Source organism: Aequitasia blattaphilus (genome assembly GCF_024721305.1).
Taxonomy (GTDB): domain Bacteria; phylum Bacillota; class Clostridia; order Lachnospirales; family Lachnospiraceae; genus Aequitasia; species Aequitasia blattaphila.
In genome coordinates this window covers 34,470-54,795 of the sequence record NZ_JAMXOD010000003.1, presented here as the reverse complement: position 1 = coordinate 54,795, position 20,326 = coordinate 34,470, and the positions used below count along the sequence as shown (strand labels likewise).

General features: G+C 39.5%; 18 protein-coding genes and 1 riboswitch. Of the genes, 17 read left to right on the top strand and 1 reads right to left on the bottom strand.

The genetic code is table 11. The features are described 5' to 3' along the window. The first annotated feature begins 25 nt into the window (after positions 1-25). The 7 genes from NHH15_RS02895 (at position 26) to NHH15_RS02865 (ending at position 9,497) form a co-directional block, all read left to right on the top strand. A complete protein-coding gene (locus tag NHH15_RS02895) occupies positions 26-1,177 on the top strand; it encodes an LCP family protein (protein WP_262065143.1) in 1,152 nt (383 codons plus the stop codon). Next, positions 1,170-2,093: a glycosyltransferase family 2 protein gene (locus tag NHH15_RS02890; RefSeq protein ID WP_262065142.1), complete on the top strand. Its 924-nt coding sequence runs from the start codon at positions 1,170-1,172 to the stop codon at positions 2,091-2,093. The genes NHH15_RS02895 and NHH15_RS02890 overlap by 8 nt, the downstream gene beginning before the upstream one ends. 79 nt (positions 2,094-2,172) lie before the next feature. Next, on the top strand, positions 2,173-3,450 hold the full coding sequence (locus NHH15_RS02885) for an LCP family protein (protein WP_262065141.1): 1,278 nt from the start codon (positions 2,173-2,175) through the stop codon (positions 3,448-3,450). Between the two features lie 31 nt (positions 3,451-3,481). Then, positions 3,482-4,993 (top strand): cohesin domain-containing protein, encoded by a 1,512-nt coding sequence (locus tag NHH15_RS02880; RefSeq protein ID WP_262065140.1) that lies wholly within the window; start codon positions 3,482-3,484, stop codon positions 4,991-4,993. Between the two features lie 16 nt (positions 4,994-5,009). Then, on the top strand, positions 5,010-6,836 hold the full coding sequence (gene glmS / locus NHH15_RS02875) for a glutamine--fructose-6-phosphate transaminase (isomerizing) (protein ID WP_262065139.1): 1,827 nt from the start codon (positions 5,010-5,012) through the stop codon (positions 6,834-6,836). A 96-nt stretch (positions 6,837-6,932) separates the two neighbouring features. After that, positions 6,933-8,213, top strand: coding sequence for a S1C family serine protease (locus NHH15_RS02870; RefSeq protein WP_262065138.1), 1,281 nt, complete (start codon positions 6,933-6,935; stop codon positions 8,211-8,213). A gap of 48 nt (positions 8,214-8,261) precedes the next feature. Then, entirely contained in the window at positions 8,262-9,497 is a 1,236-nt protein-coding gene (locus NHH15_RS02865; protein ID WP_262065137.1) for a serine hydroxymethyltransferase, read from the top strand. 41 nt (positions 9,498-9,538) lie between these two features. Here the strand turns inward: NHH15_RS02865 and NHH15_RS02860 are convergent, their stop codons facing one another. Next, positions 9,539-10,408 carry an NAD(P)-dependent oxidoreductase gene (locus NHH15_RS02860; RefSeq protein ID WP_262065288.1) on the bottom strand — a complete coding sequence of 290 codons (870 nt, stop codon included), beginning with the start codon at positions 10,406-10,408 and terminating at the stop codon, positions 9,539-9,541. 135 nt (positions 10,409-10,543) lie between these two features. On the opposite strand from NHH15_RS02860, the gene NHH15_RS02855 reads away from it, so the two are divergent. The 10 genes from NHH15_RS02855 (at position 10,544) to mraZ (ending at position 20,318) form a co-directional block, all read left to right on the top strand. Then, on the top strand, positions 10,544-12,817 hold the full coding sequence (locus NHH15_RS02855; RefSeq protein ID WP_262065136.1) for a heavy metal translocating P-type ATPase: 2,274 nt from the start codon (positions 10,544-10,546) through the stop codon (positions 12,815-12,817). Continuing rightward, complete coding sequence (locus NHH15_RS02850) at positions 12,795-13,076, top strand: metal-sensing transcriptional repressor (protein WP_262065135.1); 282 nt, start codon at positions 12,795-12,797, stop codon at positions 13,074-13,076. The genes NHH15_RS02855 and NHH15_RS02850 overlap by 23 nt, the downstream gene beginning before the upstream one ends. Before the next feature lie 11 nt (positions 13,077-13,087). Then, on the top strand, positions 13,088-13,279 hold the full coding sequence (locus NHH15_RS02845; protein ID WP_262065134.1) for a heavy-metal-associated domain-containing protein: 192 nt from the start codon (positions 13,088-13,090) through the stop codon (positions 13,277-13,279). 17 nt (positions 13,280-13,296) lie between these two features. Further along, positions 13,297-13,587: a hypothetical protein gene (locus NHH15_RS02840; protein WP_262065133.1), complete on the top strand. Its 291-nt coding sequence runs from the start codon at positions 13,297-13,299 to the stop codon at positions 13,585-13,587. A gap of 49 nt (positions 13,588-13,636) precedes the next feature. Continuing rightward, positions 13,637-13,723, top strand: a riboswitch (ZMP/ZTP riboswitch). Between the two features lie 73 nt (positions 13,724-13,796). After that, entirely contained in the window at positions 13,797-16,028 is a 2,232-nt protein-coding gene (gene pflB, locus NHH15_RS02835; RefSeq protein WP_262065132.1) for a formate C-acetyltransferase, read from the top strand. A 53-nt stretch (positions 16,029-16,081) separates the two neighbouring features. Continuing rightward, the gene (locus tag NHH15_RS02830; RefSeq protein ID WP_262065131.1) at positions 16,082-17,263 is read left to right on the top strand and encodes an FtsW/RodA/SpoVE family cell cycle protein; all 1,182 of its coding nucleotides are present in this window, start codon (positions 16,082-16,084) and stop codon (positions 17,261-17,263) included. Positions 17,264-17,362: 99 nt separating this feature from the next. After that, the gene (locus NHH15_RS02825) at positions 17,363-18,202 is read left to right on the top strand and encodes a DegV family protein (RefSeq protein WP_262065130.1); all 840 of its coding nucleotides are present in this window, start codon (positions 17,363-17,365) and stop codon (positions 18,200-18,202) included. A 29-nt stretch (positions 18,203-18,231) separates the two neighbouring features. Further along, positions 18,232-18,474: a hypothetical protein gene (locus NHH15_RS02820; protein ID WP_262065129.1), complete on the top strand. Its 243-nt coding sequence runs from the start codon at positions 18,232-18,234 to the stop codon at positions 18,472-18,474. A gap of 30 nt (positions 18,475-18,504) precedes the next feature. Next, entirely contained in the window at positions 18,505-19,677 is a 1,173-nt protein-coding gene (locus tag NHH15_RS15450; RefSeq protein WP_276008585.1) for a glycoside hydrolase family 73 protein, read from the top strand. Between the two features lie 200 nt (positions 19,678-19,877). Beyond that, complete coding sequence (gene mraZ, locus NHH15_RS02805) at positions 19,878-20,318, top strand: division/cell wall cluster transcriptional repressor MraZ (protein WP_262065286.1); 441 nt, start codon at positions 19,878-19,880, stop codon at positions 20,316-20,318. Positions 20,319-20,326: the final 8 nt, after the last annotated feature.

The window sequence follows — 20,326 nt, the reverse complement described above, 5'->3', positions numbered from 1 at the left end:
TTTTCTTTTGTTATAGGAGAAGGAAATGAAAAGAGTTAAGGAAAAAAAAGTACGACACAAAAGGAAAAAAAGAGCGATATTTCTTGTGGTTGAGGTGCTTATTCTAAGTGTTCTGAGTGTGGTTGCTTATGGAATGATGAAGATGGACAAAATCAATGTTCAGGACATTCAGACCAACGTAACAAATAAAAATTTGAATTTGGATGATTACACGAATGTTGCACTCTTTGGTTTGGACGCAAGAATTGGTGAAACGGATGGGGTGCGAAGCGACACGATTATTGTTGCTAGTATTGATAACAAAAATAAGAAAATCAATTTGATTTCTGTTTTTCGAGATACCTTTCTTCAGCAAAAGGATGGAACATATGATAAGGCAAATTCAGCATATGCCTATGGCGGAGCGCAAGAAGCAGTAGATATGCTGAACAAGAATCTGGATTTAGATATTGAAGACTATGCAAGTGTGAATTTTAAAGCTTTAGCAGACGTAGTTGATTTATTGGGAGGGATTGAGATTGAGTTAACCTTGGAAGAAATTGGACACTTAAATAACTATAGTGTTGAAACCTCGGAGGTAACAGGTCTTAGTTACACACCCTTACCAGCAGAGGCAGGAAATTATAACCTCTCAGGAGTGCAGGCCGTGTCCTATGCACGAATACGCTACACAGATGGAGGCGATTTTAAAAGAGCAGAGAGACAGAGAATTGTTCTTGAAAAAATCATGCAAGGTCTGAAAAAGGCAGGAATTCTTAAGCTGAATAAAATTATAGATAAAGTATTACCAGAAGTTACCACCAGCCTGGATATGAAGCAAATGCTTCAAATGGCGGAGTATTTAATTGAGTATGATATGGGAAGTACAACGGGATTTCCCTTTGAAAACCAAACGCCTGATTACATTTCTGGGTATTCAGGATCTTATGTTGTTCCTGTTAACTTACAGGCAAATGTAGAAGAATTGCATGCCACGCTTTTTGCAGGTAAAGAATATGAGCCTTCAGAAACGTTGGTGCAAATCAGTAATGAAATTATATATATGACAGGTATTGATAAGGCGTATGAGGATCCGGCTGTGGCGGAGCCGGCGGATACAGATTCCGCTTACACGGATCAAGGGTACGAAGAACCGGGATATCAAGAGCCTGTGTATGAGGAACCACAATATGAGTGATTATACGGTTGATGTAATAATACCGGTTTATAAGCCGGGAAGAAAGCTGAAGCAGCTTTTAACAGGGTTGCAGAAGCAGACAAAACCAATTCATAGAATCATCTTGATACAAACATTGGAAGTTGGACAGAAGCCTCTGTGGGAAAATAAAAAGAAGAATATGGAAATACATACGATTCAAAAAGAGGATTTTGACCATGGAGGTACAAGAAATTTAGGAGCAAGCCTTTCGGAAGCAGATTATTTAGTTTATATGACTCAAGATGCTGTTCCCAGAGATGAATATTTGATTGAAAATCTTATCGCATCATTAGAGGACTCCTCTGTGGCGGTAGCCTATGGCAGACAATTTCCAAATGAGGATGCAAATCCTATTGAAGTGTTTACCAGGCAATTTAATTATCCAGAGACTTCATTGGTAAAGGATGAAAGAGATGTGGATAAACTGGGAATTAAGGCGTATTTCAGTTCCAATGTGTGTGCTGCCTATAACCGCAATACTTTCATGAAGCTTGGAGGGTTTGAAGAAAAGGCATTGTTTTCAGAGGACACCTTATTCGCTGCCAAAGCAATTACTGCAGGATATAAGGTGGTCTATGCAGCTGAGGCAGGTGTAAATCATTCCCATAATTTATCTTTGACAGAGAGTTTTAAGCGCAATTTTGATATTGGTGCAACTCATGGAATGTTTCCGGAAGTTTTTGGTCATGTAAGGTCTGAATCGGAAGGACTTAAGCTAGTAAAAGAGACGGCAAAGTATTTGGTGAAAGAAAAGAAGCTCATGCTGATACCAAACTTATTTCTGTTAAGCGGGGGTAAATATTTGGGATATCGTTTCGGAAAGAGTTACCAACATTTACCTAAAGTGTGGATTCAAAAGATGTCTTTGAATCCCAAATACTGGGTGAAAGAGTAGAGATATTGTATAAGTATCTTGAAATAATCCCATATTTAGTATAAGATGTATGAATAAAATATGCGAGTGAAAGGGTTTAATGATGGCGCGTAACAGCAACAACCGAAGACGGTATCAAAGAGGTAGAAGAAAAAACAAAGGATTTAAAACTTGGTCCTTTCGAAAGAAGCTGATTACAATATTCAGTTGCTTGATAGTATTGCTTTTATCCTCTGGTATTGTTTATGCAGCAAATAAATATCAAAAGATAGAAAAACAAGAAGTGAGTGCAAAAGAGCTGGATATTTCAAAGGATGTAGTTCATGAGAAGGGTTATCTCAATGTAGCTCTATTCGGACTGGACTCAAGAGATGGAACTCTGGGAGAGGGAAACCTAAGCGATACCATTATGATTGCAAGCTTAAATCAGGAAACGGGAGAGGTGAGACTGGTATCGGTCTTTCGAGATACTCTTCTGGAATTAAAGGATGGAAGTTTGAATAAAGCAAACTCTGCTTATGCTTTTGGAGGACCAGAAGACGGAATTGCTCTTATCAATAAAAATATGGATTTAAATATAGACAAATATGTAGCAGTAAACTTCAATGCATTAGTAGACATTATTGATGCCTTAGGTGGAGTTGAAATTGAACTGACGCTTGAAGAGATTGGGCATTTGAATAATTACAGTGTTGAGACTTCGGAAGTAACGGGAGTAAGCTATACCGCCCTTCCGCCAGAGGCTGGAACTTATAACTTATGTGGTGTACAGGCAGTTTCTTATGCACGGATACGTTACACAGAGGGTGGAGATTTTAAACGGGCAGAACGGCAAAGATTAGTTTTGGAGTTGATTGCGGAAAAAACCAGAAGAGCAAATATTGGAACCTTGAATAAAATAATCGATAAAGTATTTCCACAGGTTTCTACAAATTTCACTTTAGCAGATATTCTAACCTATGCAAAAGATATTCTACATTTTAAGATGGGAGAAAGCATGGGATTTCCCAGTACGAATGAATTTGCTATGCTCAGTCAGGTAGGGAGCGTGGTCGTACCAGTTACTTTGGAGAGTAATGTAAAAGAAGTCCATTCTTTTTTATTTGGAGACAATGGTTATTTGCCTTCGGATACTTTGAAAAGTGTGAGTGCTTCAGTTGCAGCCAGAGCATCAGGGCAATCTACAGAGAGCGCTTATACAGATGAAGATGAGGATTTCTACGTTCCATATACAGATACAACTCCGACAGATAACTATTATGAGCAAGGAAACGAATCAATGCAAGCGCCGGTAACTGATACTCCAGTTCAAGAGGAAACTGTGCCAGAGCAAACAACACCAGAGCCTGTTCCGGAAGAGCCGTTACAGACAGAGTAAGTATAAAACTATAAAGAAAAGAGGAAGTAAGATGAGAAAACTATGCAAAGGATTTTTAAGTGCTGCAATCTTCTTTATCAGTGTATTATGTGTGAATATTCAAGCAAATGCAGAAAACGCACTTTATTTTGATGATCCCACAGCGAAAGTAGGAGAGCAGATCACAATTCAGGTTACCCTGGTGGCCGACAGTAATATAAATGAAGGGAAAGGTACTTTGGCATATGACCCGGCAATGATTGAGTTCGTGAGTGGAACAAATGCACAAGGAAGTAATGGAAGTGTTGAAATATCCGGAGCAGGGCCAGCGGATAAGATTACTTATAGTTTGACTTTTCGCGCTCTTCAGGTGGGGACTGCTAAAGTTGAAGTAAGCGGATTTACTGCAACTACAGATTCTGGAGATTTAAATGTTGAGTTAGGGAACTCTACCATTACGATTGAACCGGGAGCAAATGGTGAAACGTCGGTAGAGCCATCGACAGAAACCTCCAATACTGGGGAGGCGGTTACAACCACAGCGGCTGGAACTCTTGAAGTAGACGGAGTTATGTACTCAATCGCACAGGATTTTGCAGAGATTGATATTCCAGATGGATTTAAAGAAACAACAATCCAATTTGAAGGAAATCAGATTAAAGCAGTTGTACAGGAGCAAAGCGGACAAAATCTTATTTACTTAGCTTCACCGGAAGGTGACAAAAAATTCTTTTTGTATAACGCTGACAATGGTGGAATCAGTCCTTTTGAGCAAATATATGTAACAAATGATTTCTACATTGTTTTATTGGATGATGCTTCCAAGATTAGTGTTCCAAGTTATTATAAGGAGACAACTTTGACTTATGCCGGACATGATTATCCAGCTTGGCAAAACACAGAGGAGTCTGATTATTATGCGGTTTATGCCCTAAGCAGTGACGGGAATAAAGGGACATATAGCTATGACTCAATTGAAGAAACTTATCAAAGAATGCTATTAAAAGAAGATAAGGCTGAGGTAGAAAAGAAGCAAGAACCAACCGGAATAGTTGGTAAAATAAAAGACTTTGTTGATCGGTATTTCCTTGTTGTAGGAATTGCTTTAGCAGCCCTTGTTTTATTCTTCTTGATTTTCTTGATTGTTCTAGGAGTTAAGCTAAGACATAGAAATCTTGAACTGGATGATTTGTATGATGAATACGGAATTGACTCAGATGAGGAAGAAGAAGTAATTCGAAAGAAAGAGGCACCACGAAAGAAGTCAAATGAAAGCATGGAGTTATTTGAAGAGTTAGGTTCAGATACAGATTTTATTCGATTGGATGAGGAGTTAGATGAGGATCTGGATGAAGACTTCGGTGATGATTTTGATGATGAATTAGAGGATGATCTTGACGACGACTTTGACGATGATTTCGATGACGATTTCGATGACGATTTTGGCATGACAGAGGAATTTGACAGTGATATTATTGAGGATTTAGATGAAATGCTTGAGGTGCCAAAAAAGAATGAGCATAAAAAAGATTTCTTAGACACAGACTTTATAGACTTAGATTAAAAGCAGGGAGACGTATATGTGTGGTATTGTAGGTTATATAGGCAGTAAACAGGTTGCACCAATTCTTTTAGATGGACTTGAAAAACTTGAGTATAGAGGATATGATTCGGCAGGAATTGCTGTATATGATGGAGAAAACATTAAAACAGTGAAGTCTGTGGGAAGACTAAAGGTTCTAAGTGAACTAACACATGAAGGAAGCCTTCTTCCGGGAACTTTAGGAATCGGTCATACAAGATGGGCAACTCACGGTGCCCCCTCGGACATAAACGCTCATCCTCATGAAAATGCAGAACAAACAATTGCAGTTGTTCATAACGGAATTATTGAAAATTATTCGAAGTTAAAAGGAAATCTGGAAAAGAAAGGATATCATTTTATTTCAGATACGGATACAGAAGTAATTGCACATCTTTTGGACTATTACTATAAAGGAAATCCATTGGAAGCAATTACAAAGGTTATGCACCGAATGGAAGGCTCTTATGCCCTTGGTATTATTTTTAAAGAATATCCAGATGAATTTTATGCTGTGCGAAAAGACAGTCCATTAATTACAGGACACACTCAGGAAGGAAGCATTATAGCCTCAGACGTACCAGCAGTATTAAAGTATACAAGAGATGTTTATTTTATTGAGAATGAAGAAATCGTAAAGCTTACGAAAGATAGTATCTCTTTTTATAATGTGGATGGTGAAGAGATTCAAAAAGAATCTAAAAAAATTGAATGGGATGTAAATGCAGCGGAAAAAGGCGGTTATGAACATTTCATGTTAAAGGAAATGTATGAGCAGCCGAAAGCAGTGTCTGATACATTTTCGCCTCGCATTAAAAATGGTGAAATCGTAATCGAAGAGTTGAATATGTCTGAAGAAGATATTAAGAAGATTCGTAAAATCACGATAGTAGCTTGTGGGTCGGCTTACCACACTGGAGTTACAGCGAAATATGTATTTGAGGGTATGGCAAGAATTCCGGTGGAAGTAGATGTGGCATCAGAATTCCGTTATCGAAATCCAATCTTAGAAGAGGATACACTGGTAATCGTAATCAGTCAGTCTGGTGAAACAGCAGATACCTTAGCAGCTCTTCGAGAAGCACAAAAGAGGGGAGCAAAGGTACTGGGAATTGTCAACGTAGTGGGTAGCTCCATTGCCAGAGAAGCAGACAGTGTTATGCATACCTGGGCTGGACCGGAAATTGCAGTAGCAACTACAAAAGCTTATTCAGCGCAATTGATTGCACTGTACTTACTGGCAACAAAGTTTGCCGGTGTCAGAGGACAGATTACTGGAGACGAGCAGAAGGAAATTTTAGATGATATTCAAAGACTGCCTGTGCAAATTGAAAGGCTTCTGGAAAATAAAAAGAATATCCAAAAATTTGCAAATCGCTATTTAGCAGCAGATCAAGTTTTCTTCATAGGAAGAGGAATTGATTATGGAATTTCGATGGAGGGCTCTTTAAAGCTCAAGGAAATATCCTATATTCATTCCGAGGCTTATGCAGCTGGCGAGTTGAAGCACGGTACCATTTCATTGATAGAAGAAGGTACATTGGTTGTTTCTGTCTCAACCCAGAAAGACTTATATAAGAAGATGATCAGCAACATGGAAGAAGTAAGAACGAGGGGAGCCTTTGTAATGGCCGTTAGTGTGGAAGGTAACTTAGAGGTTGAAAAGGCAGCGGACTACGTTCTTTACATTCCAAAGACAAATAAATATCTTATGAACTCATTAGCAATTATTCCTTTGCAGCTTTTCGGTTATTATATCGCAGTTGGAAAGGGAGCGGATGTGGACAAACCAAGGAATTTAGCAAAGTCTGTAACCGTTGAATAGAAACGAATAAACTTCTTTTTTTCAAGTTTCTTTCACAGTTTTAACACAAGTAGTTGGTAAACTGTGGATATGAACGAGAAAGAAAGGAGTTTTTTTATGGATAACAATTATTATTACGAAATGCCGGACAATAATTCAAATCAGGAAAGTCCGATTCATCAAAATAGAAAGCCAGAAAGACCGAAACATCCAACTCCAGGATGGGTAAAAGCGATTATCTTTGGAGTAATTTTTGGAATGGTGGGAGGCATCACATTTCAGGGAACTAGCATTTTGATTTCAAAAGTTGCAGGATACCAATCCTCGGGGAATAGTTCAGCAGATGCAGCCACAACGAAAACCGCAGAGAGTACTACGTTAACAACGAGCTCAGGCAGTACAGTAAGTTCAGATATTTCTGCAATTGCTGAAAATGCAATGCCATCGGTAGTGTCAATTACGAATATGAGTGTACAGCAAGTAAGAGATTTCTTCGGGGGAATCCGAGAGAGTGAAAGTGAAAGTGCAGGATCTGGTATCATCATTCAACAGAATGATACGGAATTGCTAATTGTAACGAATAATCATGTGGTGGAAGGCAGTGATACACTGACTGTATCTTTTGTAGATGAAGAAAGCGTAGATGCTCAAATTAAGGGAACAAATGCAGAAAAAGATTTGGCAGTTATTGCAGTTAAAAAATCAGATGTAAAAGAAGAAACAATGGATGCAATAAAAGTTGCAACGATAGGGGATTCTACCAAGTTAAAGGTAGGAGAACCCGCTATAGCCATTGGAAACGCCCTGGGATATGGACAATCCGTAACGACAGGTATTGTATCTGCAATGGGACGTACACTGGAGTTAGATGGTTTTGAAAGTGAGTTAATTCAGACCGATGCAGCAATTAACCCTGGTAATAGTGGGGGCGCACTTTTAAATGCAAATGGTGAAGTAGTAGGGATTAATACGGTGAAAGCAAGTGACGTTACAGTAGAGGGTATGGGATATGCAATTCCGATTTCTGATGCAAGTGAAGAAATAGCAAATCTAATGAATCAGGAAACAAAGGAAAAGGTTGCAGAGTCAGAGCGAGGCTACCTAGGTGTATCGATTGTAGATATTTCACAGGAAAATGCAGAGCTTTATAATATGCCAAAAGGTGTTTTTATTTCAGAAGTTCAATCTGGCGGTGGAGTTGATAAAGCAGGAATCAAAAAGGGAAGTATTATTACAGGCTTGAATGGTACCTCCATTAGCAGCATGGAGGTTCTCCAAGAGCAGCTTCAGTACTATCGTGCAGGTGAAACGGTTACCCTGAAGATTCAGGTAGCAGATAAGGATGGACAATACAGCGAGCAAGAAGTAGAAGTCACACTTTCATCTAACAGAAAATAATGATATAATGAGCCTGGGGAAATATTACAAATTACCTAGGAGGAAACAATGTACGAATTTGAAGAATTAAAAAAATGTGACCCAGAAGTTGCAGATGCAACAATGAAAGAGGTTGAAAGACAAAATAGTCACCTTGAACTTATCGCATCTGAAAACTGGGTATCAGATGCAGTGCTAGCTGCCCTTGGAACACCACTTACCAACAAATATGCCGAGGGATATCCCGGTAAGCGCTATTATGGCGGCTGTGAGTGGGTGGATGTAATTGAGAACCTGGCAATCGAGAGAGGAAAAAAGCTTTTCGGTTGTGATTATGTAAATGTGCAGCCTCATTCGGGAGCGCAGGCAAATACAGCAGTATTTTTTGCCATGCTGGAACCGGGAGATAAGGTTTTAGGCATGAACTTAAATGATGGAGGCCATTTAACCCATGGATCTCCGGTAAATATTTCGGGAAAATACTATAATATTATTCCTTATGGGGTGAATGAAGAAGGATATATTGATTATGAAGCGCTGAGAGAGTTGGCAATAAAGGAACGCCCTAAGCTTATCATAGCAGGTGCAAGTGCCTATGCAAGAGCTCTTGACTTTAAGAAGTTTAGAGAAATTGCGGATGAATCAGGAGCGTATCTGATGGTAGATATGGCACATATTGCTGGTTTAGTAGCAGCAGGTCTTCATATGGATCCAATACCTTACGCAGATGTCGTGACAACGACCACTCACAAAACCCTTAGAGGACCAAGAGGCGGAATGATTCTTTGCAATCAGGAAGCGGCAGATAAATTCAACTTTAACAAAGCGGTATTCCCTGGAATTCAGGGCGGACCTCTTGAACATGTGATTGCAGCAAAAGCAGTTGCTTTAAAAGAAGCGTTAGAGCCTGGGTTTAAAGAGTACCAGGAGCAAGTATTGAAAAATGCCCAAAGGCTGGCAAGTGAGTTGATGAAACGAGGAGTCAAGATTGTTTCTGGTGGTACCGATAATCACTTAATGCTAGTGGATTTAGGACAAGAAGAAATTACAGGTAAAGAACTTGAAAAGAGATTGGATATTGCTCACATTACCTGTAATAAAAATACAATACCAAATGAACCAAGATCTCCATTTGTAACCAGTGGCATCAGATTGGGAACGCCTTCTGTTACAACGAGAGGACTTAAAGAAGAGGATATGGAGCAAATTGCGGAATGTATTTATCTGATGATACAGAGCGAGGATAATGCTGAGAAAGTAAGAGGAATTGTAAAAACGATTACGGAAAAATATCCTTTAGTATAAAAAGATTAAAAGGACACTGTACAGTGTCCTTTTCGCTTGTCCTAACTTAAGTAGGATTCAATGTTCCGAATAACCTTTTGTGCCAACCTTACTTTTGCAAGAGAAGTCAAACCGGCACTTCTGTTTCCGCAAATCACATTTTTTAAATCAGAGATTTCTTCTCCGATACCCGCAGGGGTATCACTGAGAGCAAGATTTCCGCTATAGGAAAGCCAGTTCTTAAGAGCTGGTATTTCATGAGAGGGAGAAATCGATACGTTCATTAGTATTTTATCATTTCCAAAAAGACGAAACTCGTCTTCCCCTAAGAGTACAACGTTTTTATTTAGGCATGTAATTAAAATGTCTACCTGAGGCAGTATATTAGCCAAAGGAAGGTAATGAATGGATAAATCCTGTTCCACATCCTCTTTTCTTGTACGGCTGTAATAGTAAATGTTTGCCCCGAAGAAACGCAATGTTTTCGCGATTAAAGTGCCAAGAGTTCCAAGTCCTAAGATTCCGATGTTTAAATCTGTAAGCTCCAAAGCCTCAGGCCTGTTATGTAACAGACGTACCAATTCGCTTACTACGTATTCCCGAACGCCGTCATCTCCATAATCCCGAACTCCTGTTACAGTGATAGAGTGTGCTTGTGCCCAAAGAATATCCACATTTGCATTTTCCGGGGCATAGAGGCTACAGCACATACCAATGTATTTGATATTGGGACAAGACTTCATTACATTTGAATTTATCCCACTGGTGTAGCTGAGCAGAACGCAGTCCGCATCACCGATTCGAGAGATAATTTCTTTATCATGAGAAGGGATGTCGTCATAAAAAACACATTCTTCTCCATAGACTCTTAGTTTTTCGTTCCATTCAGGCAAAAGCTTTGTTGGCTCAATTGCAACAATCTTTTTGAAAATCATATGAGTATCCTCCTGTTGTGTGTTTCAATTATTATAGTGGGATAAAAAAAGAGTGTCAACTATTGACAAACACCCCGTGGGGGTATAATATGACGATATACCCATCGGGGGTATGTGAAGGAGGCGAAGTGTATGATTACAAAACAATATGAAATAAAAGGAATGACTTGTGCGGCTTGTTCCAGCGCAGTAGAGCGGGTGACGGCGAAAATGGAGGGTGTTACAAAGAGCAGTGTAAACCTCACAACAAATCTTTTGACGATAACCTTAGATGAAAATAAGGTAAAGGATGAGGATGTGGTTGCGAAGGTGGATCGTGCAGGCTTTGTTGCTACACCATACATCAGAAAGAGCAAAGAGGAAAGAGATAAAGCAGAAGAGAATTTAGCTCTGGAGGTGAAGAAAACCCAAAGGAAGGTTTTCGTAAATATTATTTTAGCGATTCCTTTACTGTACGTTTCGATGGGGCATATGGTACCATTTCCCTTGCCTCTTCCCCAAATTATTGATATGCATCATAATCCATTGAACTTTGCATTGACACAGCTTATTCTTACGTTGGTGATTTTGATAAATGGCAGCAAGTTTTATAGTGTTGGTATAAAAAGTCTTTTTAAAGGACACCCCAATATGGATTCTCTGGTTGCGGTAGGAACCGGTAGTGCATTCCTATACAGCTTGGTTATGACAATCGGAATCCCATTAGATTCTTCGAAAGTTCACCATCTTTATTATGAATCGGCAGCAGTTGTGGTAACACTTGTAATGGTAGGTAAGTTTTTAGAACAACGAAGTAAAAGCAAAACGGGTGATGCAATTAAAAAACTAATTCAACTAACACCGGACACAGCAACTGTAGTAAAGGACGGTGTATATACGGAAATTTCAATTGCTCAGATTCAGGTAGGAGATACTGTTTTAGTGAAACCAGGCGAACGTATTCCGGTGGACGGTATTATTGTAGAAGGAACTACAACGGTAGATGAAGCAATGCTGACAGGAGAGAGTATTCCTGTAGAAAAGGAGCAAGAAGACCAGGTAATTGGCGGAAGTGTAAATCACAAAGGCAGTATATTGGTGAAAGTAAACCGAGTGGGGGAAGAAACTACATTATCTCAAATTGTAAGGATGATGGAAGATGCCCAAGGAAAAAAGGCGCCTATATCAAAGCTTGCAGATAAAGTGGCAGGATATTTTGTTCCAGGGGTAATGATAATTGCGGTGATAGCCGCAGGCACCTGGGCGTTGTTGGGGCATGATTTAGCCTTTTGTTTGACCATATTTGTTTCGGTTCTTGTGATTGCGTGTCCTTGTGCGCTGGGGTTGGCAACACCAACTGCTATCATGGTGGGCACAGGGGTAGGAGCCAATCATGGTATTTTGATTAAGAGTGGGGAGGCATTGGAAACGGCTCATCACGTTCAATCGATTATTCTTGATAAAACAGGAACCATTACAAAAGGACAGCCTGAGGTGATAGGGGTTTTGTCCAAGGATATTGAGGAAAGGCAGCTTCTTGGTATTTTAGCTTCTCTGGAGCAAAATTCGGAGCATCCATTAGGGGAAGCAATTGTCAAGAAAGCCAAGGAAAATAATGTGGAATTGGGAAAAGTTCAGGATTTTCAAAGTCTCACAGGTATGGGAATTAAAGGAAAGCTGGAAGGTGTTCCGTATTATGTGGGGAATAAAAAATTGATGGATGAGCTTGGAGTTGAAATCAATGAGTATGCTCAGGACGGAGACAGGGCAGCAGAATTAGGACAGACACCAATGTATGCAGCAACAAAAGACAAAGTGATTGGATTGGTTTCGATAGCAGATCCGGTAAAACCAGATAGTAAAAAAGCAATTCGGAAAATGAAGAACCTTGGAATTAAAGTCTATATGGTGACAGGTGATAACAAAAAGACGGCCAATGCAATTGCAAAACAGGTAGATGTTGATGAGGTGATTGCGGAAGTTCTGCCGGATGAAAAAGTGAATGTTGTGGAAATGTTGCAGAAAAAAGAAGGACTTGTTATGATGGTAGGGGATGGGATTAATGATGCTCCTGCTCTTTCGGGAGCAGATGTGGGAGTGGCAATTGGAAGCGGAAGTGATATTGCCATAGACTCAGCGGATATGGTTGTGGTAAAATCATCATTGAACGATGTTTACAAGGGAATACTCTTGAGTAAGGCAACGATTCGCAATATTAAGCAGAATTTGTTCTGGGCATTTTTTTATAATACCTTGGGAATCCCTCTGGCAGCCGGAGCGCTTTATGCAATCAACGGCACACTGCTCAGTCCGATGTTTGCAGGATTGGCGATGAGCCTAAGCTCTGTGACGGTAGTGGGAAATGCATTGATGTTACGACACCGGGCATTAAAGGGGGAAGAAAATGACGAAAGAAAAACAGCGTGATACAAAAGAGTATAAAGATTTAATGAATCGATTGAACCGGATTGAGGGACAGATTAGAGGTATTAAACGGATGGTGGAAGAAGAACGCTATTGTGTAGACATACTTACTCAGGTCTCGGCAATATCTGCTGCACTAAATTCTTTTAATAAGACATTGCTATCCAATCATATTCATACCTGTGTGGTACGAGATATCAAAGAAGGTAATGATGAAGTGGTAGACGAACTTTGTGATACGTTGCAAAAATTGATGAAATAGGAGGAATAAAAATGACTGTTATAAAAGTAGAAGACATGCATTGTATGAAATGCGTTAGTCGAATTGAAAAATTGTTTCAGGAAGAAAACCTAAAATTTTCCGTGGATTTGGAAAGTAAAACGGTAAGTGTGGACGGGGATGATCAAGAAGTGAAAAAAGCCTTAGAAGCACTGGATGATTTAGGTTTTGAAGGAAAACTATAAAGAAGGAGTTTGAGAAAATGAAGTGTCCAACTTGTGGAAACGAATTAAAAAGAAGCGAAAAAAATCCGGAGTATTTATTGTGTTTAACTTGTAGAAAGAAATATAAGGTAGCACCGAAAAAGTACTCGAATATTCCGGAAGCGGAAGTGAGGGAAAAAAGAGAGCGCAAAGTTAAAAAGGGTTATAAAGAGATGGTAGATGCCGGATATGAAGAAGAAAAGAGCGGATCAATCATACCTTTGGTTATACTTGGAATCTTGATTGTGCTCGTGGCAGCCTTTATTATTTACCTGTATTTTTTTAAGTAGAAAGAGCTTGATTATTGAGAAAAATGATGGTATAGTTTCCTTAGTAGGAAAGGTTCTTTATTACTGACGGAATTAGTGGGAATAACCACGAGGGAATAAAGAGCAATAAGTTTAGCCGACCGTCTGGGCAGCATCACACGTTTGATGCTGCTTTTTTTGTTTCTTTAACAGAGGAGCAGCTGGTGATGTCACATTTTCAGGAGGTAAATATGATGAAGTGTTGGGAAGGATTTAAATCAGGAAATTGGGAAAAAGAAATTGATGTAAGAAACTTTATTTTGGAGAACTATTCTCCATATGATGGGGATCATAGTTTTTTACAAGGGGCAACAAAGAGAACAAAAGAGCTTTTGGCAAAGTATGAAGAGCTTCAAAGACAGGAGCAGGAAAAAGGTGGTGTGCTGGATATCGATACAACGACAGCATCCTCTCTTCTAAACTATCAGGCAGGATACTTAGACAAAGATAAAGAGTTGATTGTAGGGCTTCAAACAGATGCTCCTTTAAAGAGAGCAATTCATCCATTTGGAGGAATTCGCATGACCCGGGATGCTTGTAAAGCTTATGGATACGAGCTTTCTGAAGAGGTGGAAAACGAATTCAAGTATCGTACAACTCATAATGATGGTGTGTTCCGTGTTTACAATGAAGAAACGCGAAAGGCGAGAAAAGCAGGACTCATAACCGGATTGCCGGATGCATATGGAAGAGGACGTATTATTGGTGATTATCGAAGAATCGCTCTGTATGGAGTGGACTACTTAATCGAAAATAAAAGAAAAGACAAGGCGGTGTTGTCACAGGATGTAATGGATGTGGATAGTATTCGCCAGCAAGAAGAGCTTTTCCAGCAAATAAGCTTTTTAGAAAAGCTAAAAGATATGGCTTTGATTTATGGAATTGACATTAGTAAGCCGGCAAACAATGGAAAAGAAGCGATTCAATGGCTTTACTTTGGATATTTGGGAGCGATTAAGGAGCAGAATGGTGCAGCCATGAGTCTGGGAAGGACAACAACCTTTTTAGATATTTATTTGGAGAGAGATTTAAAAAATGGAACCTTGACAGAAGAAGGCGCTCAGGAGTTAATGGATGATTTTGTATTAAAGTTACGTATGGCCAGAATGCTTCGCACGCCAGATTACAATGAGCTTTTTGCTGGAGATCCTATGTGGATTACGGAAGCAATCGCAGGAATGACAGAGGATGGCCGCCATATGGTAACCAAGACCTCCTATCGTATTTTACATACTTTGTATAACCTCAATCCGGCAGCAGAACCAAACCTTACCGTATTATGGTCAAAGGATTTGCCAGAAAACTTCAAGCATTACTGTGCAAAGGTTTCTTGTGATACAGACTCGATACAATATGAAAATGATGATTTAATGAGAAAAGATTACGGAGATGATTATGGAATTGCCTGCTGTGTCTCTGCAATGAAGATTGGAAAAGACATGCAATTTTTTGGGGCAAGAGCAAACCTTGCTAAAATGCTTCTAGTGGCATTAAACGGTGGAGTGGATGAGAAGCTGAATTTGGAAGTGGGTCCTAAAATGGAGGTATACAGCGAAGAATACCTGGACTATGAAAAGGTAGTCGAGAGACTGGAAATCTATCGTCCATGGTTGGCGAAGACCTATGTTAATACAATGAACATTATACACTATATGCATGATAAATACGCTTATGAGAAAACGCAAATGGCTCTTCATGATACGAAAGTAAGAAGGCTTATGGCCTTCGGAATTGCAGGACTCAGTGTACTTGCCGATTCTTTATCTGCAATAAAATATGGAAAAGTCAAATGCATTCGGGATGAAGAGACGGGATTAATTAAAGAATTTGTAAATGAACAGAATTATCCGGCATATGGGAATGATGATGACAGGGCAGATCAGATTGCTCAAGAGCAAGTTGAACTTTTCTATAAAGAATTAAAGAAAAACAAACTGTATAGAGATGCAGTGGCGACCCTTTCTATTTTAACGATTACATCCAATGTTGTTTACGGTAAAAAGACAGGAGCAACTCCAGATGGAAGAGGGGCAGGCGAACCTTTTGCGCCAGGAGCAAATCCGATGCATGGAAGAGATAAAAATGGTGCCCTGGCTTCTTTAAACTCTGTTGCAAAGTTGGATTATGAATATTGTAAAGATGGAATATCCAACACCTTCAGTGTGGTTCCGGAAAGCCTGGGTAAAACAGAGGAAGAGCGTTTGAAAAAGCTGACAGCGATTTTAGATGGGTATTTTGCTATGATGGCACATCATTTGAATGTGAATGTATTGAACAAAGAGGTCTTATTGGATGCCTATGATCACCCTGAAAAGTATCCGAATTTAACAATTCGAGTATCTGGATATGCAGTAAACTTTAACCGTTTGACGAAGGAACAGCAAAGAGAAGTGATCAGCCGAACCTTCCATGAGAAAATCTAAGTCTTGTTTTTAGCCTCCGTTCTCAGTATAATAGGGAAAGAATGGAGAAGAAAATGGCGAAACAGATGACGAAGAAAAAAACAAAAAAATCAGTAATGCAAAGAAAGGCTATAGTGAAGGAGCAATATTTCGACTATAGCCTCTTGGCAGTACTGATTTTTTTAGTGTGTTTTGGTTTGATAATGCTTTATAGTACCAGTTCATACAGCGCTCTTGTGACAACGGGAGACAGCATGTTCTATTTGAAGAGACAGCTTCTATTTACTGTAGCAGGTTTCATAGGAATGTTTATTATATCAAGGATTAATTACAGAATTTATTTTAAGCTGGCACCACCGATTTATGCTGTGGCAATATTTTTAATGTTTCTGGTGAAGTTCACTCCCTTGGGAAAAGAGGTAAATGGAGCAAGAAGGTGGATTAAGCTTCCGGCAGGACAACAGCTGCAGCCATCCGAAATTGCAAAAATTGCAGTTATTTTACTGATACCTGCTCTTATTATTCAAATGGGAAAAAAATACCGGAAATTTAAGGAAAGTTTTAAAATCTTAGCAGTGGCGGGATTTGCAGCTTTCTCAGCTTATTTCTTTACGGAAAATCTCAGTACTGCAATTATAATATTTGGAATTGGTGCAGTTGTAATTTTTGTATCCCATCCTAATGCAAAACCATATGTTGCCATTGCAATGGCTGGAATTGCGTTACTGGCAATCGCAGTTCTTTATATAGGAGCAACGTTGGATTCAAGTGACAGCTTCCGAATGCGTCGTATCGTAGTATGGCTCCAGCCGGAAGAGCATGCAGCGGAAGGTGGATTCCAGGTGATGCAGGGCCTGTATGCCATTGGATCTGGAGGTCTTTTTGGGAAAGGCTTTGGAAACAGCACACAAAAGATGATTATACCGGAAGTACAAAATGACATGATTTTGTCGGTAATATGTGAAGAATTAGGGATATTTGGAGCAATCATGATACTGTTACTTTTCGGTTTGCTTTTATATCGACTTGTTTTTATAGCCCAGAATGCACCGGATTTGTTTAGTGCACTGATTGTAACGGGGATATTTGCCCACATTGGACTTCAGGTGATTTTAAACGTGGCGGTTGTGACCAATGTAATACCCACAACAGGTATTACTCTTCCCTTTGTAAGTTATGGGGGAACGTCCACCTTATTCCTGTTGGCAGAAATGGGAATCGCTTTAGGTATTTCCAGAAAGATACGATTCGATTAGGGGGTTTTCTTTTTAATAGGGATATGATATTCTTGTAGTATTGAATACTACATGAAATAGAGTTTTAAACCTAGGGCGATAAACTCTGGAAGGAGTTATATGGAATACAAAGTACTGGTAGATAGTTGTGGGGAACTAACAGAAGAAATGAAGGAATCGGGTATATTTACATCGGTTCCTCTGTCAATTTTAGTTGAGAATTATCATATTGTAGATGATGAAAGTTTTAATCAAGGGGAATTTATCAAGATTGCAAAGGAGTCAAAGGAGTGCCCAAGAAGTGCCTGTCCTTCTCCGGAACAATATATGGACTTGTTTAAGGGGGAAGAAAAGCGTGTATACGTTGTGACACTTTCTTCCAATTTAAGCGGTTCTTATAATAGCGCAAATTTAGCGAAGCAAATGTATGAAGAAGAGGATGGAGAAAAAGAAATTCATATTTTTGATTCAAATTCGGCATCAGTAGGAGAAACATTAATTGCCCTTAAGATAAGAGAGTGCGAAGAAAGAGGACTTGATTTTGCGGCTTTAGTGGAAGCAGTGGAAAGCTATATTGAGGAGCAGCACACATATTTTGTGCTTGAAGACCTGGATACACTTCGGAAGAACGGAAGACTGACAGGGATTAAGCTTTTGGTTGCATCAGCCCTTAATATTAAGCCGATTCTTGGATCGACACCGGAAGGCACGATTCAGCAATTGGGACAGGGAAGAGGAATCAATAAGGCATTGCAAGGTATGGTAAAGAAGATCATTCCAGAAATAAAAAATTCTTCTTCAAAAATATTGGCTATTTCTCATTGCAACTGTAAAGAAAGAGCGCTGCAAGTGAAGGAAATGATTCTCAAGCTAACAAAGGTAAAAGAAGTAATTATATTGGATACAAGGGGAATTAGCACAATGTATGCTTCCAACGGCGGAATAATTGTGGTAATATAGAAAAAGAAAAAAGTTGGAGGATATGATAGATGAGTCAGGAAAAGGTAGAACGTTATAAAAAGAGTAAGATTAACAGAAAGGCTCAGGTACAAAAGGAAAAGAGAATAAAGATGGCAAAAAGAGTTGCCTACTCTCTTGTAGGACTGTGTCTTATTGCCTGGTGTGGAATATCAACAGTAAGATATATTGAAAATCGCAAGCCGGTTGAAAGCGTTGAGGTTGATTATACTGAAGTGAATAATTATTTAAATGGAATAGAGTCAGCAGAATAAGGGGAGATTATATATTCATAGGAGGGAGAAATGAATATTAAGAGATTATTGTGCAGCGGCGTGTTGGTTATGAGCTTGGCATCGACCAGTCTTTTGTCTTTTGCTCAGGATAATGTATCAGAGAATGTACAGGAGATAACCGAGGGAGAAGCGCCAGAAGCGATAGGGGAAACAGAAGAGCCGGAAGAGCCAGAAGCAGAGCCGGAAGTTGTAGAGTCTTATGATGAGTATGACGAGTATGGAAATTTGATGTTTGCTTCCCCTTCATCCATGGAAGAGGGAATGAACGAGGCAGCAGAAGGCAGGATGTATGCACGGGCTATTGGCTCACAGCAAAGTTTTATCAACCAGATTGCACCTTTAGCAGAGAAGGCTGCCAGGGAAAATGATATGTATGCCTCTGTCATGATTGCCCAGGCGATTTGTGAAAGTGGCTGGGGTGGCAGCTCGTTATCAAAAGCACCGAATTATAATTTGTTTGGAATTAAGGGAAGTTACAATGGGCAGAGTGTTATGATGCTTACATCAGAATATGATGCTTCAAAAGGAGGATGGTATCAGATTAATGCTGCATTCCGAAAGTATCCTTCTTATAGAGAGTCTTTGCTGGATAATGTGCATGTAATTCGAACCACATCCTTCCAATCAGGTGTTTATTATTATTCGGGAGCCTGGAAGAGCAATACAAAGTCTTATAAAGAGGCGACGGACTGTTTAAAAGGGCGTTATGCAACCAGCCCAACATACAATACAACCTTGAATCGGATAATCGAAGAATATGGACTGACAAAATACGATAAAGACCCTGGAATGTATCGTTTGTATAATCCGGGAAATTATGAGCATTTTTATACGGCCAGTGCAACAGAAAGGGATTACCTTGTTCAAACGGGATGGGGGACTTATGAAGGCGTGGCATGGTATCCGCCGAAGACAGGTACACCAGTTTACCGTTTATACAATCCTGTTTTAAAGGATCATCATTACACAACGGATTGGAATGAAGTATCAACCTTAAAGAGTAAGCACGGTTGGAATTACGAAGGTGTTGCCTGGAATTCAGGTGGTACGAAAACCGTCTATCGTTTATTTAATCCGGGATTGAAAAGTGGATCTCACCATTATACTTTGGATCAAAACGAGGTAAATGTATTGAAGAGCCAAGGATGGAAATACGAAGGAATAGCATGGTATGGAGAGTAAACAGTCCTGAACAAGTGCAATAAAGTGAATTGTTTCAAAAAAGAGTTTTGCAAGATGCGAAACTCTTTTTTTTATTCTTTTTTAAGAAATTTGGGGCTTGATTATGCTTATAATATGAGGTAAAATGGTTTCAAGTGGTAGAAAGTGTCAAAAAGTGGTAAGAAGTGGTAAATCTACTTCAAAGGGAGAAGGTGAGTACATTGCTGAAAGGGGAATACCGTCATAATATTGATGCAAAGGGCCGATTGATGATACCTGCAAAGATGCGTGATGATCTAGGGGAGAATTTCGTCATTGCAAAAGGTATGGATAATTGCCTGAATGTATATCCTGAAGAGCAATGGAACACTTTTGAACGCAGATTAAATGAACTGTCTACTACTACCAACGCAAAGGCAAGAAAGCTTGCCAGGTTTATACAGGGAAGTGCAAATGATGCAGACCTGGATAAACAAGGAAGGACACTTATCCCGCCGGCGCTCAGAGATTTTGCGAAACTAGATAAAGAAGTTGTTTTCGTTGGTGTGGGGAAGCACGCCGAAATCTGGGACAGAGCTATGTGGGAGGCACAAAGTGCTGAGATTGAGGAGTCAATTGAAGAACTGGCTTCTGGTCTTGAAGACAGCGGTTTCAGTTTCTAGAGGGAGAG